Source organism: Microbulbifer agarilyticus (assembly GCF_019800665.1).
Lineage (GTDB): Bacteria > Pseudomonadota > Gammaproteobacteria > Pseudomonadales > Cellvibrionaceae > Microbulbifer > Microbulbifer agarilyticus_C.
Window position 1 is genome coordinate 406,486 of sequence record NZ_JAHVKO010000003.1, and the last position, 23,113, is coordinate 429,598.

Sequence of the window (23,113 nt, forward strand, 5' to 3'; positions counted from 1 at the left end):
GTAATGTGCTACTGCATTTTCTATTGCAAGCTCTTGCGGATTGCTTCTGTGAGTTCGGGAAACGCTATCGGTTTTGATAGATAGTCGTTCATGCCGGCATCGCGGGCCGTATTTTGCTGGTCGCTGAATGCGGCCGCCGACAATCCAATAACCGGAGTGTCGCGAAGCACGGGATCATTTCGGATTTGTTTGGTCGCCTCAATGCCGCTGAGTCCCGGCAGCTGCACATCCATAAAGATCAAATCTGGGCGTATTGCCTGCGCTTTCTCAAGGCCGTCATACGCATCGTCGGCAAAGGTGGCCGTGATATTCAGGTCGTCGCAGAACGCCTGCATCAGTGCCTGATTGAGCATGTTATCCTCAAAGATAAGAACCTGAACGCCCTCGAATGAGTGTTCTGGAGCCGCGGTTTCTTCCCCTGTTGCCTGTACGGGCTGTCCTTCGCAGAGTGGCAGTACTACTTTGAAGCATGTCCCTGTATTTTTCGCGCTATTCAGCTCGATCTCGCCCCCAAGCAGTTCGACCAGTCTACGGGCAATCGGCAACCCGAGTCCGGTGCCCCTGGCTTGTCCGTCCAGAGTCTTGTCGACCTGCTCAAACGGTTCAAAAATGATGGCTTGTTGCTCCGGCGGTATACCGATGCCCTGGTCGCTTACCTCTATAACGATGTGTGTATTTGTGCGATTGAACAACTCGATCTTGACTTCACTGCGTTCCGGGGAAAACTTGATCGCGTTTGCGGTGAGGTTAATCAGTACCTGAGAAACCTTTCCGCGATCCATGAGAATATATTTTGGTAGTGTCGAATCGATATGCGAAGAAATCTTAAGACCTTTGCTGTATGCCTGAGGTTCACAGGAAGCCAAAATACAGTTAATGAGGTTTTGCAAGGCGAAGTCTTCTTCGACTACTTCAGTTTTGCCCGCCTCAATCCGCGAGATATCCAGCACATCGTTGACCAGGTCCGCCAGTCGCTGTCCGCTAATCGAGATTTTTTGCAGGAAGTCGTGAAAATCTTGGGTCGGAGAAAGGTGTGCTGTGCGGTTCTGAAGAATTTGACTGAAGCCGACTATCGCATTGAGTGGTGTGCGAATTTCATGGCTCATGTTGGTAAGGAATTGGGTTTTCGAGCGGCTGTAAAATTCGGCAGTCTCCTTCGCCTGTAGCAAGTCTCGCTCTAGCGCTTTGCGTTCGGAGATGTCGAGAATGACACCAATTAGCCCACCGAGGCGACCGTCTTCCAATTCATAGGCGGCCTTATTGAAGATCACATCATGCAGGGTGCCATCTGCATAGACCACCTGCGATTCGTAGGTCTGGTGCCCGCGTTGTCGCATTAACTCCAGATCTTTTTCGTGATACACCCTGGCCTGTGGGCCCGGCGAAACACCATATACCGAATGTCCGACAATTTGATCGCGCGGCTTTCCAAGAAAAGCCTCAAAGGCACGGTTGCAACCGCTGTATATACCTTCGCTGTCCTTGTAAAAGATGGGGGCGGGGATTGCGTCGATAAGGATCTGGAGAAATTCGAGCTGGTCAGAAAGTTTGTGTTGCGCAACTTCGCGCTCGCGCAGTTCCTGCTGGTTAAGCTTGTTCAGATTTTCCTGCTTCGCCAGTAGTCTAGCCAGTCGTCCATTCAGTTTTTTTTGGCGGCGAAAGTTGATGTGCCAGGCGAGTGCAACCAGCGCGGATGCTAAAAGTACGCGTCCTATGTGCACTACAGGTGGCGACCCCTGAGGAAACCAGCCAATGATGACCCACTCGCAAGTACCAAGACATACCATGGCCAAAAGTAAAATAGGCAGCGCTGGCAGTGCCGAGAGTGATTTGACGCCTGTATTATTTTCCATGGCGATTGGCTTTGTTGTTATGTTTGAGTGATCAAGATACTGAATTGTGTAGATGGCGACAATACATCAACCGATTGCGGCTAATTTTTCGCACAAGATTGGTGCTCCTGGACTATTTTTGTTGCTAATAGTGGGATTTTGTTTCATTGGCTGTGCCTAGATTCGCAAGTCTGTTTAGTCATCTTTCTACTGAGCGCGCTAGCTTAACGTTAGCCAATTCATGTTTTGTTAACTTGCTCAGCGCGGATTGATAAAAGTGCTATTTATCTGAGGGTAAAACCCAGGTAAGTGTGTTAAATATGCGCCCATTCAAAAGGCCCCTGCCGTGAGCGTTGGGTCATAAACTATTGAGTTGGATGGGGGCTGTAAGTGCAGTTGAAGTACAGGGCAGATATCGATGGTTTGAGAACCATCGCAGTGTTATCTGTCATTATTTATCATGCCGAGATCGTACTGTTTGGCGGAAAGCTGTTGCCCGGTGGCTATCTGGGAGTTGATATATTTTTTGTTATTTCCGGCTATTTGATCACGTCTTTAATGATCAAAGAGCTGAGGAATACAGACACTATCTCAATTTCTGATTTTTATGCGCGTAGAGCGAGAAGATTGTTGCCCGCATTATTTGCGGTGCTGACTTTCTGTTTGCCGATGGCCTGGTACTTACTGCTCTCCGACAGTTTGGTCGATTTCGTAAACTCTCTTGTTGCTTCCTTGCTTTTTGGTTCGAATATTTATTGGAACTACAGCTTGCAGGCTTATGGCGCGGAGTCGGCGTTACTGAAGCCGTTGATGCATACTTGGTCTCTGGCGGTTGAAGAACAGTACTACCTTATTTTTCCAATGCTGATGATATTAATGTATCGGTATTGTAAAGGTTGGATTCTGCATTTCTTCGTCGTTTCGATCGTTGCGAGCCTCTGTTTTGCCGAGTGGATGAGTGCGCGTGATTCATCATTTTCTTTTTATATGCTACCGAGCCGAATTTGGGAGTTGTTTGCCGGTGCGCTCGTTGCTTATTTGATTTCGAATAACTGGATCAACAAGGAGAAGACACCGTTTTACAAGGCATTTCCCTATATTGGTATCTTGCTGATTGCTTATTCTCTTGTGTATATCAGCTTTTCTTCGGCACATCCGGGGTTTATCACAATAATTCCCGTGCTTGGTGCGGTGATGGTGATTGCCTGTCCCGATAGCAGCAACCTTGTGACTCGGCTGTTATCGACCAGAGGTTTTGTTGGTGTTGGGCTAATTTCATATTCTCTGTATCTCTGGCACTATCCGTTATTCGCCTTTTTGCGCATATCCAATAGCTTCGAAACCCTAGCAATTAAGCTGTTGTCGATTGGTGCCGTATTTATACTCGCCTATGTGTCTTATCGCTGGATAGAAAAGCCCTTTCGCAAGCCCGGGCAGATACCCCTACGTAAAACCAATATGTTGGCATCATCGTTCGTTGCTGTATTCCTGGGTTTCTCCTTGGTGGTGATAAAGCATGATGGGTTTGACACGCGCTTGCCTACCATTGTGAAAGAGGCGCAAGTCGAAGTGAATCTGTGTGAGGATAATCTCCACTGCACATTTAATGAGGGTGGGGATAGGGCTCTCTACCTGTTGGGGGATTCACACATGATGACCCTGGAAAGCAGTTTGCTGGAGTATTCAAGTAATAATAATGTGAGCTTCCACGTATTGACCCAATCTGGCTGCATGTATGTGCCGAATATGGATAGGGTGCGCAAGGAAAACGGCAAGGCTACGCGTTGTACCTCGGCAGTTCAGGAACGCAGGAGGGAGATCTTGTTGTCCGGCGAGCCCGGTGTTGTGGTGGTTGGGGGAAGGTTGCCTTTGATCCTTTCCGAGGATCGTTTCGACAATCAAGAGGGTAAGTACGAGGGGGAAATGGAATATAGAATGCAGTATCCCTCTGAGCCTCTTGGATCGCGTGAACAACGCGCTGCGGCGATTAGCAGAGAATACGCCGCGGCCCTGCTCGAACTCGCTAAATTCGGCCACCAGGTCGTCCTCTTGTACCCAGTTCCAGAGGTGGGTTGGCATGTAGCAAAACAGCTAAAGAGCAAACTGTCTGGGAAAAGCGAAAACGAGATGAGGGCTGAGCTGGACAAGAACCCGATCTCTACCAGCTACGCTGTATTTCAGGAGCGAGTGCAAGCAAGCGCGCGTTTATTGGATAGCGTTCAGCACGAAAATATCGTGCGGGTTTATCCCCATAAGCTGTTTTGCAATACGAAGATTTCCGGCAGGTGTATCACGCATGATCTCGAGCAGTCCTTCTACCGGGACGATGACCATTTGAGTTTGATCGGCGCGGCCATGTTGCAGGCCGAAATTTTGCAGGCGGCAAATATCTAACCTTTTCCCCTCAGCACCGTTCAGGTTTTGACAGTTTGTGAAGTACAAAAAAGCCAGCCCAAATAGGGCTGGCTTTTTTGTGGCAGACTTTGCCGATATACGCCAGTGTCTGTCTGGTGGAAGGGTCAGGTCTTCAGCTTCTTGTACTGCATCCGGTGCGGCGTAGCGTTTTCACCGTTGCGCGCCACAAAGTCCTCGTGGTACTCGGTGTAGTTACCCTCGAAGAACACCACGTTGCTGTCGCCTTCGTAGGCCAGGATGTGGGTTGCCACACGGTCGAGGAACCAGCGATCGTGCGAGATCACCATGGCGCAGCCCGGGAAGCTCAACAGGGCTTCTTCCAGTGCACGCAGGGTTTCGATGTCGAGGTCATTGGACGGTTCGTCCAGCAGTAGCACGTTGGCGCCCTGCTTCAGGGTGTAGGCCAGGTGCAGACGGCCGCGCTCACCACCGGAGAGTTCACCGACACGTTTCTGCTGGTCACTGCCCTTGAAGTTGAAACGGCCAATGTAATTGCGCGAGCCGACTTCGTAGTTGTTGATCTTCAGCATGTCATGCCCGTCGGACACGGCCTCCCATACGGTCTTGCTGTCGTCGAGGCTCTCACGGCTCTGATCCACACTGGCAATCTGTACGGTTTCGCCGATATTGATTTCACCGGAGTCCGGTTGTTCGGTGCCGTTGATCATGCGGAACAGGGTGGACTTACCGGCGCCGTTACCGCCCACGATACCCACGATGGCACCTTTGGGTACACGGAACGACAGGTTGTCGATCAGCGCGCGATCACCAAAACCTTTGTTTACGTTTTTCAGCTCAATCACATTGTCACCGAGACGCTCACCCGGTGGAATGTAGATCTCGTTGGTTTCGTTACGGGACTGGAATTCCTGTGACTGCATTTCTTCCAGGCGGGACAGGCGGGCCTTGTTCTTGGACTGGCGGCCTTTGGGGTTCTGGCGGGCCCATTCCAGTTCTTTCTGCATGGCCTTGGCGCGGGCCTGCTCACCTTTCTGCTCCTGCTCCAGGCGCTTCTCTTTCTGTTCCAGCCAGGTGGTGTAGTTACCTTCCCAGGGAATACCGTGGCCGCGGTCCAGTTCCAGAATCCAGCCGGCTACGTTGTCGAGGAAGTAGCGGTCGTGGGTAATGGCTACCACGGTGCCTTCGAAGTCGTGCAGGAAGCGCTCCAGCCAAAATACGGATTCCGCATCCAGGTGGTTGGTGGGTTCGTCCAGCAGCAGCATGTCCGGGCGGGACAGCAGCAGGCGGCACAGGGCTACACGGCGCTTCTCACCGCCGGACAGCTTGGTGACGTCCGCATCCCACGGCGGCAGGCGCAGGGCGTCGGCGGCTACTTCCAGGCGATGCTCCAGGTTATGGGCATCCCAGGCCTGGATTACGTCTTCAAACTGCTGTTGCTTCTTGGCCAGGGCATCGAAGTCGGCATCCGGCTCGGCGTAGTCGGCGTAGACCTGCTCGAGGCCGGCGAGAGCGTCGATGGCTTCACGCACGCCGTCTTCGACGTTGCCGCGCACGTCTTTCTCTGGGTCCAGCTGAGGCTCCTGCGGCAGGTAGCCCACTTTGATGCCGGGCATGGCGCGGGCTTCACCGTTAAAGTCCTGATCGACACCCGCCATGATGCGCAGCAGGGTGGACTTACCGGCACCGTTCAAGCCCAGTACGCCGATTTTGGCGCCGGGGAAGAAGGACAGGGAAATATCTTTCAGAATCTCGCGCTTGGGCGGAACAACCTTGCCCACGCGGTTCATTGTGTATACGTATTCAGCCATTAGAGCTCTAATCCAGTCGGTCAGAATTTGCGCGCAAGTTATCAGGTTGGTGGGAAAGTTCAACCTGTGGCTTGGGGATAGTCGCGTGGTGGTTTGATCTAGTTCTGTGGCGGCACTGCTATCAGGAAACCCTATACGAGACACACCGTAAACCCATCCATGGGGGCTCCTCTAAAACATCCCTGTTTTAGAGGGGCTCGCATAGGGTTTCCTGATAGCAGCGCCTTCGCATTAGACATTTTGGCGGGCACAAGTAATGCCTCTCAACCACCATCTATGGTTAACTTTGCCACAAATAACACAACCGGGAACCAGTATGACCCAGGAACACCCCGTTATCGTTGAGCGCCAGGGTGCGCTCGGCAAATTGACGCTGAATCTTCCCAAGGCGCTCAACGCCCTTAACCTTGAGATGATCGACCTGATCGCCGACCAACTGGACGCATGGGAGCAGGACGACACCCTGGCCTGTATCTGGATCGAGGGGGCAGGGGAAAAGGCGCTGTGTGCCGGTGGTGATGTGGTGGCACTGCACCGGGAGTCGGGCAGTTATGGTGAGCAGGGTGCGGGCCAGTTTGTGCAGGACTTCTTCACCCGCGAATACCGTTTGGACTACCGCATTCACACGTATCCCAAACCTATTGTCGTGTGGGGCAGTGGCGTTGTCATGGGTGGTGGTATCGGCATTATGAGTGGCGCCAGCCATCGTATCGTTACAGAAACCACGCGCATGGCGATGCCGGAAATCACCATTGGTTTGTTCCCGGACGTGGGTGGCAGCTGGTTCCTCAATCGTATGCCGGGGCGCACGGGCCTGTTCCTCGGCCTCACCGGGGCCCAGTTCAACGGCACTGATGCGATCTACTGCGGCATGGCGGATCGCCTGTTGCCCTGCGAAAGTAAAGACGCATTGCTGAATGGCCTGGCGGCACTGGAGTTTTCTGGGGATATCGACCAGAACCATGTGCTGGTGAGCAAGCAGGTGCAGTCGCTGGAAATGGCGAGTGCCGAGCAGCCGGATTCCAACCTGCGGACCCACTACGATGCGATTCAGGAGCTGACCGACGGCGCGACCTTACCGGAAGTTTACGCGGACATTGCCGCCTACAGCGGTGATGACAAATGGCTGCAGCGTGCCTCGGCGACCATGCAGGCAGGTTGCCCGCTTACGGCTTGGATTGTGTGGGAGCAGCTGCGTCGCGGCCGCCATATGTCGCTGGCGGAGGTGCTGCGCATGGAGCTGGCTCTGGCCGTGAATATGTGTCGTTCCGGCCAGGTGAAGGAAGGGGTGCGGGCACTGCTGATCGACAAGGATCGCCAGCCACAATGGCAGCCGGCGACACTGGCAGAGGTTACCCGCGAAGATATCGAGCGCTGCTTTGCAGCGCCCTGGGAACAGAGCCCGCTGGCAGATCTGTAGCGGGCCTGTATTGTGGGGCTTGTATTACGGGCTATGGTTTAGTCGCGGTAGAGCACCGTCACGGCGGTGCCTTCCGCCACTACCGAACCGGAGACCACGCGCCCGTTGCCGGCAGCGGGGTCCGACTTCTCCATTGCCACCTTCCACTCGCCAGCCGGCAGGCTGTGGGTGTAATTATCGGCGCTGTTATAGATCACGAGTATTTCACTCCAGCTATCGCCCACTGCAGCACCGTTAATGTGATTGACCATTACTCCATAACGCGGACGGTTACTGGTCACGTGCTGGTTAACCGCATCCCAAGTGGTCAGGCGGAACGCGGGGTGCGCGCGGCGCAGCGCGATCACATCGCGGTAGTAGTCGTACACATCGGCGTTGTCGATTTTCCAGTTCCAGTAATACTGGTTGATGGCATCCGGTGATTTGTAGCTGTTGTGGTCTTCCTGTTTGTCGCGCATCAGTTCCACACCGCCGTGCAGGAATGGAATGCCCTGGCTGGTGAGTACGATGCCGTTAGCAAACATCTGGATACGTCGCAGGTAGCCGCTATCGCGACTGACGCCGTTCAGATCGGCCCACTGTAGGATTTTGTCGCGCAGGCTCAGGTTATCGTGGGCGGATACATAGTTGATGCTCTGCTCCGGGTCCATGGCGAACATCGGGTCCCACAAATCGATGTTGGTGTTGGCGTTATTGCTGTAGCGCAACGCGCCGCGGCTTCCGACTTCAATGCGCCAAGTGTCCGGATTGTTGTTAAACGCATAGCAGTCCCCGGGGTTACAGCCACCGTTATCGTTCTGGCCCTTGATTGCCTCGCGGAACTTGGGGTTGAACACGCCTACGCGCGCTTCATGAATACGGCCGATGGTACCTAGGCGTACCCGCTCCAGCTCGCGCGGATCGGAAGCGTAACCGTTCCAGGGTTCGCCGTAGATCAGCAGGTTTCTGTCGGGGAAGGTGGCGTTCAGGTGCGTGCCCCATTCTTCCACTTCGTCGTAATCGAAAATCCCGATCAGGTCGAAGCGGAATCCGTCGATGTTGTACTCCTCCACCCAGTACTCGAGCGAGTCGCGAATCATGCGGCTCACCATCGGCACATTGGCATCGATACTGTTGCCGGTACCGGACAGGTCTGTTGGGGTGTAGTAGCTGGTAGAAATGGGTTCGAACATTTCCTTGGCGTAGGTGTGGTTGTACACCACATCCATAATCACGCGGATGCCGGCCTTGTGGAATTCATCCACCATCTGCTTGAACTCGCGCACGCGGTTCTCGTAGTCGAACGGCGTCAGCGAATAGCGTTCTTCCGGGATGCTGTAGTTGCGCGGATCGTAGCCCCAGTTGTAGCAGCTGTTGTCCGTCACATCCGGGCAGGAACCGAAATCATAGGAAGGCAACAACTGCACGTGGGTTACGCCCAGTTCCTTCAAGTGATCGATACCGGTGGAGACGCCGTTGTAGGTGGTACCACTTTCCACCATGCCGAGGAACTTGCCGCGTTTGTTACTGCTTACCCCGGACTCCGGCGCGATGGTGAAATCGCGTACGTGCACCTCGTAAATAATTGCATCTTCACGCTCGCTCATGACCGGGCGTGCAGACCAGCCGCCGGGCAGGTCGGTACTGTCCAGATCTATCACGATGTTGTTATTGGTATTGGGTTCCACCATGCGGCCGTATGGGTCGCGCACTGAATTGCCGTTCACCACAAAGTAATAGGGCTTGAGCTTCCAGTCGCCGCTGACGGCAACCGAATATACGTCGGTCAGGCCGTTACTGTCGGGGACTTTATTCATCGGGTAACTCTGGCCATCGAGTACCAGCTGTACATCACTGTGGTCCGGGGACCAGAGCGAGAAGCGCGTTTCGGTTGCGCTGTAGACTGCGCCGAGGGCCTGTACTTCTCCGCCACAATTGCTGCTGCACGCGACGCTTTCCAGGGTGTAAGTCAGGTTTGCGTCGTTGACCGTAAGTAGGTAATCACCGGTGACCCCGGTAAAGATATCTGCACCGGTCCGCTCGAGGGTGCCGTCTGCACCGTTGTCACCATAGTTCCAGCTCCAGTCGCCGTTAACGTCGAGCTTGAAGCGCTGGTTTGCCTGGCCATCGAAATTGACCTGCACCTGCCAGGTGTTGTCGTCGACCAGCGTCAGCTCAGAGGTGCCCCAGCCATTGGGGGTGCCGCGGAAAAACAGGCTGGGCAGGTTGCTCTGGAAACCACCGGGGGTGTCATCGCAACTGGCAACTTCCGCAACCTGGATTGATTTGCTGTCGCTATAGAAGGTGATTGCATAGCTCTTACCTGCCGCCACACTGTAATCGGATGTCGGGTAGTTTTCCTGCCAGTTGCCGTAGCGATCAATTTTGAAACGCGGGCCGCCATTGGCATCCCCGGTAGCGAAACTCTGGCAGCTCTCGAACTCGGTGCTGCTGACGGCGGTCATGGCATCGGCTGACCAGCCGTTGGGGGTGCCGCGAAAATACCATTCTGCGGAAGCTTGCGCGGAGAAGAGGGTGATAAACAGACAGGAGAGTGCCGGCAGTCGGGTTCGACCACCACAAATGGGTTTGATCATCGCTGTGTACCGTTATTATTTTGTTGGAATTATTCGTCGAATTTCGTGACACATATATATGACGCATATATGACACAGCAGGGGCTTCGATCGGCCTTTACCGCAGCGTCCAGATTAGTTCTGGGGCGGAACAGGGCACATCCCCCTACGCAGGGGCGTAGCGCTGAAGGCCAATGGCCACGTGGCGTCACTTGGTTTTCCGTGTAGAGAAGGTGAATTTGCTGGCGACCCCGCGTATCTTTGCAAGTAATTAACCTGTCTTTTCCGTGCGAAGGTCACGCTTTCGCCTGGCGAAAGAGCAGCGATGGATAAAGCAAAAATAATGAAAAAGGATGTATGCGGATGAAGGATGTATGCGAATGAAAAAAGTAGCGTTTATTGGTCTCGGCAATATGGGTGGCCCCATGGCGGCGAACCTGGTCAAAGCGGGTTTTAGCGTAACCGCCTTTGACCTGTCCGAAACGATGTTGGAAAGCGCCGTCGCCAATGGCTGCGCCAAAGCCGATAGCGCGCTGGCGGCAATTGAAAATACCGATGTCGTGGTATCCATGCTGCCCAGTGGCGAAGCGGTGCGGGCGTTGTATCTCGGTGTGCATGGCCTGATCCAGGCCATGCGTCCGGAAGTACTGCTTATCGATTGCTCCACCATTGCCGCCAACGACGCGCGTCAGGTTATTGCCGCTGCAGGTGAACGGGGAATTGCTGCGGTGGACGCGCCGGTCTCTGGCGGTACTGCTGCAGCCGCCGCCGGCACTCTGTCGTTTATGTGTGGTGGGAAAGACGGCGCAGTTGCGTCTGCTCGCCCGGTGCTCGAAGCCATGGGGGCGAATATTTTTCACGCCGGCCCTGCCGGCAGCGGGCAGGTGGCAAAAATCTGCAATAACATGCTGCTGGCAATCCACATGATTGGTACCGCCGAAGCACTACAACTGGGGGTGGACAACGGGCTCGATCCCGCGGTGCTTTCCGAGATCATGTGCGCGAGCTCCGGCGGCAACTGGTCTCTGGAAAAGTACAATCCCTACCCCGGCGTGATGGAGGGCGTGCCGGCGAGCCGTGATTACACCGGCGGCTTTTCGGTGGCGCTGATGTTGAAGGATCTGGGGCTCGCCATGGATACCGCGGCGGGGAGTGCCTCATCGACCCCGCTTGGCGCGCTGGCAAAAAATCTTTATCAGCTGCATGGCGGCGATGCGGTCAACAGCGCGCTGGACTTCTCTTCTATTCAAAATCTGTTCCGGCGCCCGGTAGGTGACTGAGAGTAAAGCCCCCGGCGCTTGATCTAGGTCAATTGTTGGGGGCAGACCGGCGGGTACGCTGCCTGACTTTCCACCGCGTAAGTCAGGATCAGAGGTGCCCCTCAGATGGTCAACCACGTCGATGCCGCTGTTAGCGAAGGCCGTATTCCCCACGCCTGTGACCAACTCCTGTCGGCGGAGTTGCTGTCACGATACGCGGGCCCCTGTCCTCGCTATACCTCCTACCCCACCGCCGACCGCTTTGTTGCCCTGGAGGGAGGTGAGCGAGGAGGCGGACGAGATGGTGGCGAGATACAGCCGTGGCAAGCGTTGAAAGATGTAGAAACGTTGTCGCTTTACGTACACATCCCGTTTTGTCGCTCTCTCTGTTACTTCTGCGCCTGCAACAAGGTAATTACCCAGCAATATGGGCTGGCCTCGCATTACCTGGAGAATGTCTTGAAGGAGGCACAGTGGTACCGCGATCGGGTAGCGCGCGCGCCGGTGGTACAGCTGCATCTGGGCGGGGGCACGCCCACTTTCCTTAATGATGGCGATCTGCGCCGGTTAATGGAGGGGCTCGGAGAGATCTTCGACCTGCGTACTGATGACGATGTGGAATACAGCATCGAGGCGGACCCGCGTACGCTGGAAATTGAAACGCTGGATACCTTGCGCGAACTCGGGTTTAACCGCCTGAGCCTCGGGATTCAGGACTTTAACCCGGATGTGCAGCGCGCAATTAACCGGGTATGCAGTGTGGAGCAGGTCCGCGAGCTGACCGAGGGTGCGCGCGCTAAGGGTTTTGGGTCCATCTCCTATGACCTCATTTACGGCCTGCCCGGCCAGGATGTAGCGAGTCTGGAGAAGACCGTGGATGCGGTGCTCGACCTGGCGCCCGACCGCATTGCGCTATACCACTACGCGCACCTGCCAGAGCGCTTCAAGTCCCAGCGCCTGATCGATTCCGACCTGATGCCTGCGCCCTCCGAAAAAATTGCCATGCAGCTGGCGGCCACGCGCCGGCTGACAGACGCCGGCTACGTATTTCTCGGCATGGACCATTTTGCGCGTCCGCAGGATGCACTCTCGCAGGCCGCGGCAGAGGGCCGCCTCGCACGCAATTTCCAGGGCTATACACTGATGCCTGCGGATGCGCTGGTGGGGCTCGGAGCCTCCGCGATCAGCTACAGCAAGGATGGCTACTGGCAGAACCAGCACAGCCTAAAACAGTATGCGGCGGCTATCAGTGAACGCGGCGAGGCGATCTCGCGCGGCTGGCAGCTCTCCGAGGACGACCGTCTGCGCCAGTGGCTGATCATGGAATTGATGTGCCACCTGAGTATCGACAAGCGCGAGATTGAGCGGCGTACCGGGCTGCCGTTCGCAGCCGGTTTTGGTGCAGAGCTCACCCGCCTGCAACCGATGTTTGATGACGGTTTGTTGGGGCAAACGAAGGGTGACCTTTTCGTCACCGAGCGTGGGCGCTGGTTCCTGCGCAATGCGGCTGCCGCGTTTGATTCCTATCTGCATGGTGCCGAGACGGCTGCGCGCTATTCGCGGGTGCTTTAGGGGCGGTGAATGGATACAATTCAAACAATGACATGGATCAAACACGCGTTTGGTGAACCGGTAGTCCGATGAAAAAAACTTCCCCTGCTGTCAGCTGTAGCAATTGTTCCGTACGCCGGTTGTGCCTGCCGGTGGGCTTGAGCGATGGCGATATAGAGCGCCTGGAACAGGTCACCCGCAAGAAGAAAGTCGTGCGCGCTGGAGAAACCCTGTTCCGTGCCGGCGACCCCTTCGACAGCCTGTATGCGATCCGCTCCGGCAGCTTCAAGTCGGCGGTGATTGGTGCCGATGGCGATACCCAGGTCACGCACTTTGCCCTGCCCGGTGAGCTGCTCGGTTTGGATGCCTACAGTGGTGGCATGCACCCGGGGTATGCTGAGGCGCTTGAGGAAAGCAGCGTGTGCGTACTGCCGTTTACGCAACTGGAAGGGCTCGCCCAGCAAGTGCCGGCTTTGCAGAAGCAGATCTACAGTATTTTTTCTGAAGAACTAAAACAGGAAAATGAAGCGCTGTTGTTACTGGGTAAACGCTCGGCGGACAGTCGCCTGGCAGCATTGCTGGTGAATATCTCCAGTCGTTATTCACGACGCGGTTACTCCGCCAGTGACTTTGTGCTTTCCATGCAGCGGATTGATATCGCAAATTATCTTGGTCTTACCGCCGAGACGGTAAGCCGCCTGCTTTCCCGCTTCCAAAAGCAGGAATTGATTCGTGTGCAAGGGCGCTCCGTCACCATCTTGGATCCGATTGCCCTAAGTGAATTAGCGGGCACCCATTGCAGTTACGAAAGTTGATTGTTCGCGGCCGCTTTTATGCGGTTGTCTCCAATGGCACGGAGTTGGCTACATCCTTGTAAACTGCCTGGTAGAGTCGCTTTACTCCAGCGTTAAAGTGCGCACTCTGGCGCTGGTGGATCTTGTCCTGAATACAATCCCAGTCTTCCTGCGTCAGCAGGTCAGCCACCAGCGGCAGCAAGATTTCGTTTTCCCGCTGCATATGTTTTCGTTGCAGCACAATATATTCCTGCGCCGAATTGAATAGCTGCTCCCTTTCTACCGCCGCGTCATTTGCTACCGCATAAAATAGCTGTCCCATTTTGCGGGTCGCATCGGCGATCTGATTATGCTCACGCAGGGTTTTGTTGATCACGTCGCGCACATCCACGGATTTACCCAGCAGTTGCTCAAACACCAGGTCTTCGATTGGGTGATGCCACTGGTCGGGGTAGACAGAAAAGTAGTCCAGTGCCTCCAGAATAAGTGGCAGGGTGGCGGGGTCTCTATCCTGCTTGCCCAATTGCTCCAGTAAGCCCTCAAATGCATCGAGTAATTGCTGCATTTGTTTGTGATCGCAGCAGAGCTGCTGGTAGATCTTGTGCATCATGCATCTCCATAGCGCATGCCTTGGTTCTAATGGAAAGTTCCAATAGGACTATTGTTGCTCGCTACAGAAAATAGGATTTGATGTGGATCAAGTCGGTGCGTGGTGATGGAGGGATTTGCAGGGGGGGGGTGGAGGGAGTTTGGAGAGAGTATGGAGAAGGTCGGGTAGAGTAGTGCGCCCCGGAAAGCCCGAAGCGCGCCGCTTTGTGTGTTTTTTCGCCAGCCTCAGGCTGCGTCGCTTTTCTTCTCTTTGTGACCATCCTTCAGATGCAGGGCAACCTGCTTTTCCAGGCCTTCCAGAGCGTAGGCACGGCCAAAACCTTTTACGTAACGGCCGGCACTGGGCTTCAACTCGAACAGGTTGAAGTCTTCCAAGTCTTTCAGGTGATCCATTACCGGACCGAATTTTTCGCGCAGCTGCTCGATGCGGTTCTGGAAAGCTTCGCCGCCGCGCTCAATCATGCTCGCAGCTACGTTGAAGGTGACACGCAAGCGGGCGAAGGCCTGTTTGGTGTCGGCTTCATCCGCATTAAAAATGACGGATGCGTTGCTGTTAGCTTTCAGGTTTGCGGCATGCTCGGACAGGTCGGACACGTACAGGTAGAAGTTGCCATCGGCGGCGAGGAAAGGAGCGGTGCTCGCGTGCGGTTGGCCATCGTCTGCCAGGCTCGCGAGATTCAGCAGTTTGCGGGTGGCGATAAAGTCGCGTACTTCGGCTACCAGATCCGCGCCTTCGTCGGTTTTGGGTGCTTGGTTATTTTGTTCGGTCATATCCGTATCTCCCCTGAGAAAGTTAAGCGCTGACGCTGGCCAGCTGCTTCAATTGTTTGAATCGTTCCACTTGTTCCGGGATCAGCTTGCGCTCCGCGTCGCGGCCCAGAAACACTTTAAATACGCAGTTGCCGCTGGGTGCCAAAAACACCATGGAGTGGCTTTCGGCCCCGCGATGCGGTTTGCTGACAAACGCAATTTCTACAATGCCGTCTACCAACAAGTGGCCATGGAAGGGATTCTTGTGGTGCATAAAGTTGTAGTAGCCATGGGCAACACTGCCCTTGGGAAACTCACCCTTGAACTCGAACACCGATCCTTCGTTTTGCACAATCGCGGTCACCTTGCCCCAACTGGGCAATTCCTCGATCAGGCTCCACACATCTTCTCTGCCAGCCAGCGAAGCCATTTCCTGAGGAAGGTTGGCAATGACTTCCCGTACACTGGTTTCGAGTTTCTTCGCCATTTGCTCCAAAGTGAATCCAGCTTCACTAGCGAGCAGTTCTTGTACCTTTTCCTGCATAAATAACACCAAAAGTATCTCGTAATTACTGAACTAGCCGAAGCTGGGGTGGCCATTGCGCAAACGATTGCCGACAGGTTGTTTGCGCGGTGGCCACCGCAGATTCGGCGGGCCGCGAAGTCCCGGGCCAACGAGCTTCGTGAGTCGCGACCTCCACGGGTAATAACTTGTCAAACAACCTGTCGGCAATCGTTTGCCAAGTAATTACCCGCCGAGGTCGCTTGTTCGTGTTGGCCCTTGGCTTATTAGCCTTGCATTAGAAGCGGTAGCTTGCAGATAGCTTAATGTTGCGGCCCGGCATATACAGTTCCTGGAAGGCTACCCGGTATTCTTCGTCAGTCAGGTTATCCACAGCGAGGCCTAGCTTGAGGCCATTCAGGCTTCCGGTGGCTGGCTCCCAAGTGACGTAGGCGTCGGTCAGGTTGTACTTGCCAAACTCGCGAGTCTCTTCCTCTGGCAATTGCTCCTGCGCAGAAATGAACGCAGTACGGAAGCCCGCCTTCAGGTCGCGTTGCAGGAAGTAGTGGCCTACATCCAATACCACTTTATCTGCCGGGATGTTGCTCAAGTAGCTATCGTCAGACAGGTCCTTACCTTCGGTTTGACCATAGTTCATACCCAACTCAAGATCGCTCACCAGATAGTTCACACCCAGTTCGAAACCTTTCAGTTCGGCCTTATCCACATTCAGATAAGTCGTGTTCATGGGGAAGCCCAGCATGAAGTGCGGGTTGATCACTACCTGCTCGATAAAGTTATCTACCTTGTTGCGGAAAACAGCAGTGCTCACCGTCAGCTGGTCTTCGCTGGTGGCAAGGCCGCTGAACGCCATATCCGCACGCAATTCGACGTTCTTGGCTTCTTCCGCTTCCAGGTCCGGGTTGGGGATAAAAGTGTTGGCGAGGAAGCCCAGGCCCATAAAGCTGAAGTCGCCGTAGGCGAAGTGGGTGCCTTGGGTGTACATCTCTTCGACGCCAGGCGCGCGGAAGGCGGTTGCGTAGCTGGCGCTCAGGGACAACCATTCAGTTGCCTTGATTTCTGCAGCCAGCGACGGGGAGACCGCACTGTCGTCGCGAGCGGAGTCTTCCAGTTGTTGGCTCTTTGCTTCAAAACGGTCGTAACGAACACCCGGGGTCAGTGTGAAAATTTCGCCAAAGGTGAAGGCGGCCTGGGCATAAACACCCATTACGTCGGTGTCCGCATTCATGTTTTCCGGGCGGTTGTCACCGTCACGTACGGTAGTCACGTCGTCCTGATACCAGTCCAAGCCGTATACCCATTGCGCACCGAAACCTTCGGTAGCATTGTTGATGGCGATACCGGTTGTGGTGACTTCAGTATTGTCGTTTTGACCGTCCTCTCCCTGGGTCGGGCGGAACTCTTCAAATTGGGTGTCATTGCGGTAAACCGTGAATCTGGAGGTGTGCTTGCCTTCCAGTGCCTGTACCCAGTAGTTAGCGGTCACGTTCTGGTCGGTGATGTCGCGCTCAACCAGCGGGGAGCTAGTGCCGACATTTGCGTTCGGGTTGGATGGCACTGCTTCATCACGGTTGTTGTAACGGAACGAGATGTCGAGGCGCTGGTTGTCGCTGATTTTGAGGCCACCTCGGGCCAGCAGCGCGGTGTTCTCGCCGGCACTGTCTGTCAGCTCTTCACCGCCACCGATCTCCACATTGTCGTTTTCGGATACGGAAGCATTTACTAGATAGTCAAAGTCACCGGACAGGCCATAGGCGGCAACCGTGGTTTCGTTAGAGTTGCCGTTGGTGCCAAGCTCTTCTTTCACATAGCCACCGAAGGTGTCGTCACCGCTTAGCAGGTCGGACGCGCTCTTGGTGGACATCGCGACAACGCCGCCGATCGCGCCGGAGCCCCACAGGCTGGAAGCCGGGCCCTTCTTCACTTCTACCTGCTTCAACAGTTCCGGGTCCAGCTGGTAAGTGCCACGGTGGCCCGAGTTAAAGTTCTGGCGTGCGCCGTCAATGGTCTGCAGGACACGGGTTTCAGACAGGCCTCGAATATTGGGCGATTGGTTGGAATAGCGCGGGCCACCGACCACTTCGATATTGGGCTCGTACTTGAGTGCTTGGGCAATGGACTCGGGCTGCTGCTCTTCCAGCTGGGTGCGCTCAACCACAACGATGCTCTCGTCTTTTTCCTTGGCTGCCGGGTTGCGATCAGCAGCAACCAGCACTTCACCAAACTGGATTACCGGCTGACCTGAAGTGTCTTCCTGCGCCACCGCGGTACTTGCGCTCAAGGCCAGGACGGCCGCGGTGAGAGGGTGGATGCGAAGTGATTTGATGTGACCCATGAACATGCCCCTTGTATTTGACGTTCCCTGATAACTGCTACCGAGTGCCACACCGTAGGCGCTGTCCCCAAAATTCATTGGCTCGGTAAATGCGATTGCCGCGCATGGTAGTTGATGAAAGTGTGATTGTAAATGCGAACGATTTACATTTGATTAAACAGTCCCAAGTTGCTAACCTGCGCTGCAGTTACTGAGAGGGCGGAGATAAAAAGTGAAACAGCGCCTGCTGGTTATGGTGTCCTGCTCGTTTGCCCTGCATGCGTGGCTGCTGTGGGCTGCGCCCGCCGTTGATGTGGATCAGGCACCCTCAGGTACCACGGCGCTGAAGCTTGGCCAGCTCAAGCTCGCTGCTGCCCCGGCAGCACAGCAAGCGGTGGAGGCGCCAGTACCGGTAAAGCCCGAGCCGGCAAAACCGATGGCGGCTAAACCAGAACCTAAGCCAAAGCCTGTAAAACCTGAGCCGGTTGCCAAGCCCAAGCCAGTGAAAAAGCTAGCGCCGCAAAAGCCCACTACCAAACCGGTGCCGAAAAAGGCCGAGCCGATAGTTGCACAACCTCAGGCTGCAGCGGAAACGAAACCGCAGGATGAGGTGAGTGCCCCGAAAAGCACGCAACAGAGCGTGAGCGATGAGCCGGTATTGGTTGAGCGCCCGGCTTTCGCCAGCCCACCCGGTGCCCCGGTTTATCCAGAGCTGGCACGCAAGCGCCGACAACAGGGAACGGTGGTAGTGGAGGTGCAGCTGGATCAGGCTGGTGCCCAGGTGGTGCGTCGCTTACTGAAATCCTCCGGTGTGGACAGTCTGGACGAAGCGGCACTGAAAGCCGTTGCCGGATGGAATTTTCTTCCTTATCGGGAGGGCGGCCGCGCGCGTGTTTCCCGTGTTCAGCTGCCAATACGGTTTGCTCTCTAAATGCATGCCAGTTGTGAGAATTACTCTAGAAAGCACTTGTGAAAAAACACTGGTAAATAAACCGGTCCACGGAAATTTTTGAGATCGAAATGTTCGAGCACCTCTCCCTAGCGGATTTTTTTATTCAGCTCGGCCTTATGGGTTGGCCCTTGCTTGTGGTGTCTGCACTGGCTCTGGCGCTTCTTGGGGAGCGCCTGTGGTTTTTGCTGACAACTGGTCACCGAGGGATTAGTGGTTCTTTTAAACGTTTGCAGTGTTCCGATGAGAGTGGTCTCGACCGACTCGCGCTGGAATGTGAAACAGAACGGGCGCTGGCGAGCCAAGCAACCGCTCTGTTGTTACAGCATCGCAAGGTGGAAAAAAACCAGCGGGAAGAGATCGCCGCAGTCTGGCTGCAGGATCAACGTCGCCGCTTGCACAGCGGGCTTCGCCTGTTAATGGTGATCGGCATTATCAGTCCCCTGATGGGGCTGCTCGGTACCGTGCTCGGGCTGATCGGAATGTTTGCCGGCCTTTCCGGCAGCAGTGAACCTGTGACGCCAGCGCTACTGGCCGACGGTTTGGGTATGGCTCTCAGTACAACGGCCGCTGGCCTCATTGTCGCGCTGCCGGCGATTGCCGGCGCACACCTGCTGGCCATCTGGAGCGACCGGGTGGTGGCGGACCTCGAGCATTTGTTTAACCGCGGCAACCTGTGGCTAGAAGGGCTAGACCCGTGTTGCAAAACCCCGGAAGCCTGCGTGCGCGATGTGGTGAATATTGCGGAGCCGACCTCGTGATTCGTGTCAGCCCGGAAAATTCCCGGCAGTTTTCCATGGCCAATCTGGCACCTGACCTGACGCCGCTGCTGGATATTATTTTTATTGTTTTAGTGTTTTTACTGCTGACCGCAAATATGCGACTGGCATCGCTGCCAATGGATTTGCCGGCCAGCGAACACGCCGCTGCCGCCATGCCTGCACATCCGCTGACGATTTCCCTCTCCAATGATGGCCCCGAACTCTGGGGTATTGATGGCGAGGGTTTCCGCACACAAGCGGAATTCGAACGGTCGTTGATGACGTTGTTGGCTGCAGAGCCGGATCGGCCCGTTGCGCTGGCTTCGGACCGCAATGTTCCGGTGCAGCGGATGCTGGACCTGTTTGCGCTACTGCAGAAGCAGGGCGTGGAAGTGGCTGAGATTGCCTTGCAGCCACATACGGCGAACGCGCCGTAAATGCTCGCCTGGATACACGATTAATAAGATTTGTTCGACTGGATTTGCACTATGAATTTTCCGAAACCTTGTAATTGGAGATGGAAATGGAAGCGCTCACTCTCCCGTTTATTTGGGGCTTCCGCACTGATGCTCGTCAGCAGTGTTGCCCTGGCGGTGCCGGAGCGAGTGATCAGCGCGGGACACTCCATTACCGAACTGGTGCTTGCACTGGGTGGCGGTGACAGTCTCGTCGCAGTGGATTCCTCAACGCGTCTGCCCGCAGATTTTCGTGTGCTACCAGTCGTTGGTTATTACCGGCATCTACCGGCCGAGGGCTTGCTGGCACAGAACCCACAATTGCTGGTGGGGGGCAATCATATGGGGCCAGCAAATACGCTGACACTGCTGGAAAACTCCGGCGTGGGAATCGTGCAATTGCCCGAGGCGGAGAGTGGCGAACAACTGCTGGAAAATATTCAGCGACTGGGTGAGGTGCTGGGTAAGCCCGCGGAGGCGGTGAAGCAAAGTGTCGAGGAACAGTTGGCTTCTCTGGCACGTGCACGCGCGGCGCTGTCGCAACCACCACGCATCCTGTTTGTGCGCGCGCAAAGTGGCCGTGGCCTGAAGGCAGCTGGGGTTGGTACCAGTCCGGACAGTCTGATTCGGCTGGCCGGCGGTGTGAATGTGGTGACATTTGACGGTTACAAGCAGTTGTCCGATGAAGCTCTGGTCGAGCTGCGTCCGGACTGGATACTGTTTTCCGATGACCAGGCGGACCAGTTGCGCGATGGTGCTGAACTGCTGGTGTGGCAACCGCTGCTCAAGCTTACCCCGGCAGGAAAGCGAGCCGCATTTTTCGCGGTGGATGGCTATGCATTGCTGGGCGGTCTGGGGCTGGCTAGCCTGCGTGAGGCCAAAAAGCTGAACGATAAGATTGCTGTAGATCGGTAAGGTTGCTCCGGAGCGAGCGCAAGTCTGTTCTAAGGCCCGGGATAGGGTCCATGATAAGGCCTGATGGCAGGCTTGATAGAAGGTATAGTGGCGGTGCATCGGGCAGCGCCCGTGTGCGCGAAGATGATCGAATTGAGGTATCCGTCCTGTGGAGTTTCGCCTGAGTGATAAAAGCCTGCTGCCAGTGCTGATCGCACTGCTGTTGCTGGGGAGTGGCCTCTCTCTGGCGGTGGGTGCTATGCATATTACCTGGCAAGACGTGGTAGCAGGATTGCTGCACTGGAGCTGGCCGGGTGCTCTGGAACTGGATGTGCCGGATCAGTACGCCCTGGTACTCGGTGAAATCCGTCTGCCGAGATTGCTGCTGGGTCTGATCGTGGGCGGCACTCTGGGCATGTGTGGTGCGGTGTTGCAGGGCATGTTCCGCAACCCGCTGGCGGAGCCCGGCATTATCGGAGTTTCTTCTGGCGCCGCGGTGGGCGCGGGCACTGTGCTGGTATTTGGTAGTGTGCTCGCCGGTACTCTCGGTGCTTGGATGGGCACTTTGTTTGAGCAGGTGCAGTGGTTCCTGTTACCGGCTTTTGCCAGCGCGGGTGCGATCCTGGCTACTTGGCTGGTGTATGTCCTGGGTGACCGCGGGCGCTCGGTGGTAATGATGCTGCTCGCCGGTATTGCGGTTTCTGCCCTGGCTGGGGCTGTGCTTGGTATGTTCGCCTACGTGGCGACCGATACTGCGCTGCGAGACATGACCATGTGGCAGCTGGGCTCACTGGCGGGGGCCACCTGGACCTCGGTGCTGGTTACCGGATGTATCTTTATCGCCAGTAGCGCCCTGCTTTGGCTTCGAGCTGGCGACCTCAACGCCCTGTTGCTGGGGGAGTCTGAAGCCCGCCACCTGGGGGTGGATGTGCTCGGCCTGAAGCGCCAGATCATTGTGCTAAATGGCATCGCCGTGGGCGCCGTGGTCTCGGTATCCGGGATTATCGGGTTTGTCGGCTTAGTAGTTCCGCATATCGTGCGCCTGCTGCGTGGGCCGGACCACCGCTTTCTGATTCCCTACAGCGCACTGCTCGGCGGCTTGTTGCTGACTGTGGCAGATACCATTGCACGCAGTGTGTTTGCGCCGGCTGAATTACCGGTGGGAATCCTCACCGCCATTATCGGTGCGCCTTTCTTCCTGTTCCTGCTGTGGCAGCAGCGTCGCCAGATCTTTTAAGGGGGAGGAATCACCGTGTTATTAGAAATCTCTGATCTTTCGATTCGTTACCCGCGCGCGGAATCGCCGCTGCTGGAACATATCTCCCTGAGCTTTCAGTGCGGCGAAGTGACCGCGCTGCTTGGCCCCAATGGCTGTGGCAAGACGTCACTGTTACGCGCAATCAGCGGGGAACTGGATTACGCCGGGCACATTCAGCTGCTCGGCCGTCCTCAGACGGACTGGTACCGCTCGCAAAAGGCGCGCCGTGCCTTGGCTCGCCGCTACGGTTTGCTGGCGCAGCACTCCAATCTGAATTTTGCGTTTACCTGTCGCGAAGTCGTGCAGCTTGGCTTGGGGCCTGGCAGCCTGTCGCGGGCCGAGCAGGAAACCCGCATCCAGCACTATATGCAGTGCGCCGACGTGTGGCATCTGCGCGACCGCCTGTTTCCCAGTCTGTCTGGCGGCGAGAAGCAGCGGGTGCAGCTGGCCCGCGTGCTGTCGCAGCTCAGCCTCGCCGACCCCAACGATGAAAAGATCCTGCTGCTGGATGAACCCACCTCCGCCCTCGATCTCAAGCACCAGCACGAAGTGCTGACGCTGGCCCGGGAAGTGGCCGACGAGAAGACCGCGGTGATCGCAGTACTCCACGACCTCAACCTCGCCGCCCGCTACGCCGATCGCATGGTGATGCTGGCGCGCGGCCGTATCCAGGCCGATGGCACTCCCGCTAACCTACTGCAACCGGCACTGATCGAGCAGGTATACGGCTACCGTGGCCAGCTGGTGGATGTGGCCGGGTACAGCGCGCTGCTATAGCGCCAAAAGCACAGTCTGGGCTTTAGAGGATGCTGCATTAGCCCTCTTTATGGCTGCTTGAGCAAAACTGTGCCCTGAATTGAAATTGTTTCATGTGCACCCTTTGCGCCGCAGTGCCTCCCTTGGTGTACAATGCGCCGCTTTCTGGGGGCGGGCCGGTCAAAACGGGTCGGTATTTGCCCTTGTCGAGATTATGCTTGCGCGATTCGCGCCTTATCATCCGAGGGA

General features: G+C 55.9%; 18 protein-coding genes. 11 read left to right on the forward strand and 7 right to left on the reverse strand.

All coding sequences use genetic code 11. The annotated features are described in order from the left end of the window. Positions 1-20: 20 nt before the first annotated feature. Complete coding sequence (locus KUV22_RS07430) at positions 21-1,853, reverse strand: ATP-binding protein (RefSeq protein ID WP_222229814.1); 1,833 nt, start codon at positions 1,851-1,853, stop codon at positions 21-23. Between the two features lie 369 nt (positions 1,854-2,222). On the opposite strand from KUV22_RS07430, the gene KUV22_RS07435 reads away from it, so the two are divergent. Further along, complete coding sequence (locus KUV22_RS07435; RefSeq protein WP_222229817.1) at positions 2,223-4,226, forward strand: acyltransferase family protein; 2,004 nt, start codon at positions 2,223-2,225, stop codon at positions 4,224-4,226. Positions 4,227-4,351: 125 nt separating this feature from the next. Here the strand turns inward: KUV22_RS07435 and ettA are convergent, their stop codons facing one another. Then, positions 4,352-6,016 (reverse strand): energy-dependent translational throttle protein EttA, encoded by a 1,665-nt coding sequence (gene ettA, locus KUV22_RS07440; RefSeq protein ID WP_222229819.1) that lies wholly within the window; start codon positions 6,014-6,016, stop codon positions 4,352-4,354. Positions 6,017-6,332: 316 nt separating this feature from the next. Between ettA and KUV22_RS07445 the strand changes: the two genes are divergently transcribed. After that, the gene (locus KUV22_RS07445) at positions 6,333-7,436 is read left to right on the forward strand and encodes an enoyl-CoA hydratase/isomerase family protein (protein WP_222229821.1); all 1,104 of its coding nucleotides are present in this window, start codon (positions 6,333-6,335) and stop codon (positions 7,434-7,436) included. A gap of 38 nt (positions 7,437-7,474) precedes the next feature. Here KUV22_RS07445 and pulA read toward each other — a convergent pair whose 3' ends face one another. Beyond that, a complete protein-coding gene (pulA, locus tag KUV22_RS07450) occupies positions 7,475-10,012 on the reverse strand; it encodes a type I pullulanase (RefSeq protein ID WP_222229823.1) in 2,538 nt (845 codons plus the stop codon). Between the two features lie 359 nt (positions 10,013-10,371). On the opposite strand from pulA, the gene mmsB reads away from it, so the two are divergent. The 3 genes from mmsB (at position 10,372) to fnr (ending at position 13,616) form a co-directional block, all read left to right on the forward strand. Continuing rightward, positions 10,372-11,271, forward strand: a complete 900-nt coding sequence (gene mmsB / locus KUV22_RS07455; RefSeq protein WP_222229825.1) for a 3-hydroxyisobutyrate dehydrogenase — start codon at positions 10,372-10,374, stop codon at positions 11,269-11,271. A gap of 105 nt (positions 11,272-11,376) precedes the next feature. Next, positions 11,377-12,822, forward strand: a complete 1,446-nt coding sequence (gene hemN / locus KUV22_RS07460; RefSeq protein ID WP_222229827.1) for an oxygen-independent coproporphyrinogen III oxidase — start codon at positions 11,377-11,379, stop codon at positions 12,820-12,822. A 68-nt stretch (positions 12,823-12,890) separates the two neighbouring features. Next, positions 12,891-13,616 carry a fumarate/nitrate reduction transcriptional regulator Fnr gene (gene fnr / locus KUV22_RS07465; protein WP_222229829.1) on the forward strand — a complete coding sequence of 242 codons (726 nt, stop codon included), beginning with the start codon at positions 12,891-12,893 and terminating at the stop codon, positions 13,614-13,616. Between the two features lie 16 nt (positions 13,617-13,632). On the opposite strand, the gene KUV22_RS07470 is transcribed toward fnr, so the two are convergent. The 4 genes from KUV22_RS07470 to KUV22_RS07485 form a co-directional block, all read right to left on the reverse strand. Then, positions 13,633-14,202, reverse strand: coding sequence for a hemerythrin domain-containing protein (locus tag KUV22_RS07470; RefSeq protein ID WP_222229831.1), 570 nt, complete (start codon positions 14,200-14,202; stop codon positions 13,633-13,635). Between the two features lie 227 nt (positions 14,203-14,429). Further along, on the reverse strand, positions 14,430-14,975 hold the full coding sequence (locus KUV22_RS07475; RefSeq protein ID WP_222229833.1) for a HugZ family pyridoxamine 5'-phosphate oxidase: 546 nt from the start codon (positions 14,973-14,975) through the stop codon (positions 14,430-14,432). Positions 14,976-14,997: 22 nt separating this feature from the next. Beyond that, a complete protein-coding gene (gene hutX, locus KUV22_RS07480; protein ID WP_224917548.1) occupies positions 14,998-15,498 on the reverse strand; it encodes a heme utilization cystosolic carrier protein HutX in 501 nt (166 codons plus the stop codon). A gap of 256 nt (positions 15,499-15,754) precedes the next feature. Further along, positions 15,755-17,812 (reverse strand): TonB-dependent hemoglobin/transferrin/lactoferrin family receptor, encoded by a 2,058-nt coding sequence (locus KUV22_RS07485; RefSeq protein ID WP_222229837.1) that lies wholly within the window; start codon positions 17,810-17,812, stop codon positions 15,755-15,757. 211 nt (positions 17,813-18,023) lie between these two features. Between KUV22_RS07485 and KUV22_RS07490 the strand changes: the two genes are divergently transcribed. The 6 genes from KUV22_RS07490 (at position 18,024) to KUV22_RS07515 (ending at position 22,885) form a co-directional block, all read left to right on the forward strand. Beyond that, complete coding sequence (locus KUV22_RS07490) at positions 18,024-18,722, forward strand: energy transducer TonB (protein WP_222229839.1); 699 nt, start codon at positions 18,024-18,026, stop codon at positions 18,720-18,722. An 89-nt stretch (positions 18,723-18,811) separates the two neighbouring features. Further along, a complete protein-coding gene (locus KUV22_RS07495; protein ID WP_222229841.1) occupies positions 18,812-19,501 on the forward strand; it encodes a MotA/TolQ/ExbB proton channel family protein in 690 nt (229 codons plus the stop codon). Continuing rightward, entirely contained in the window at positions 19,498-19,938 is a 441-nt protein-coding gene (locus KUV22_RS07500; RefSeq protein WP_222229843.1) for an ExbD/TolR family protein, read from the forward strand. The genes KUV22_RS07495 and KUV22_RS07500 overlap by 4 nt, the downstream gene beginning before the upstream one ends. Positions 19,939-20,067: 129 nt before the next feature. Continuing rightward, the gene (locus KUV22_RS07505) at positions 20,068-20,871 is read left to right on the forward strand and encodes a heme/hemin ABC transporter substrate-binding protein (RefSeq protein ID WP_222229845.1); all 804 of its coding nucleotides are present in this window, start codon (positions 20,068-20,070) and stop codon (positions 20,869-20,871) included. Between the two features lie 148 nt (positions 20,872-21,019). Continuing rightward, the gene (locus KUV22_RS07510; protein ID WP_222229847.1) at positions 21,020-22,087 is read left to right on the forward strand and encodes a FecCD family ABC transporter permease; all 1,068 of its coding nucleotides are present in this window, start codon (positions 21,020-21,022) and stop codon (positions 22,085-22,087) included. 15 nt (positions 22,088-22,102) lie between these two features. After that, the gene (locus tag KUV22_RS07515) at positions 22,103-22,885 is read left to right on the forward strand and encodes a heme ABC transporter ATP-binding protein (protein ID WP_222229849.1); all 783 of its coding nucleotides are present in this window, start codon (positions 22,103-22,105) and stop codon (positions 22,883-22,885) included. Positions 22,886-23,113: the final 228 nt, after the last annotated feature.

Coding starts and splice junctions, on each gene's coding strand:
- hutX (WP_224917548.1), bottom strand. CDS start 15,498: ATGCAGGAAAAGGTACAAGAACTGCTCGCTAGTGAAGCTGGATTCACT.
- hemN (WP_222229827.1), top strand. CDS start 11,377: ATGGTCAACCACGTCGATGCCGCTGTTAGCGAAGGCCGTATTCCCCAC.
- KUV22_RS07430 (WP_222229814.1), bottom strand. CDS start 1,853: ATGGAAAATAATACAGGCGTCAAATCACTCTCGGCACTGCCAGCGCTG.
- KUV22_RS07470 (WP_222229831.1), bottom strand. CDS start 14,202: ATGCACAAGATCTACCAGCAGCTCTGCTGCGATCACAAACAAATGCAG.
- KUV22_RS07485 (WP_222229837.1), bottom strand. CDS start 17,812: ATGGGTCACATCAAATCACTTCGCATCCACCCTCTCACCGCGGCCGTC.
- KUV22_RS07445 (WP_222229821.1), top strand. CDS start 6,333: ATGACCCAGGAACACCCCGTTATCGTTGAGCGCCAGGGTGCGCTCGGC.
- pulA (WP_222229823.1), bottom strand. CDS start 10,012: ATGATCAAACCCATTTGTGGTGGTCGAACCCGACTGCCGGCACTCTCC.
- ettA (WP_222229819.1), bottom strand. CDS start 6,016: ATGGCTGAATACGTATACACAATGAACCGCGTGGGCAAGGTTGTTCCG.
- KUV22_RS07495 (WP_222229841.1), top strand. CDS start 18,812: ATGTTCGAGCACCTCTCCCTAGCGGATTTTTTTATTCAGCTCGGCCTT.
- KUV22_RS07475 (WP_222229833.1), bottom strand. CDS start 14,975: ATGACCGAACAAAATAACCAAGCACCCAAAACCGACGAAGGCGCGGAT.
- fnr (WP_222229829.1), top strand. CDS start 12,891: ATGAAAAAAACTTCCCCTGCTGTCAGCTGTAGCAATTGTTCCGTACGC.
- mmsB (WP_222229825.1), top strand. CDS start 10,372: ATGAAAAAAGTAGCGTTTATTGGTCTCGGCAATATGGGTGGCCCCATG.
- KUV22_RS07505 (WP_222229845.1), top strand. CDS start 20,068: ATGCTCGTCAGCAGTGTTGCCCTGGCGGTGCCGGAGCGAGTGATCAGC.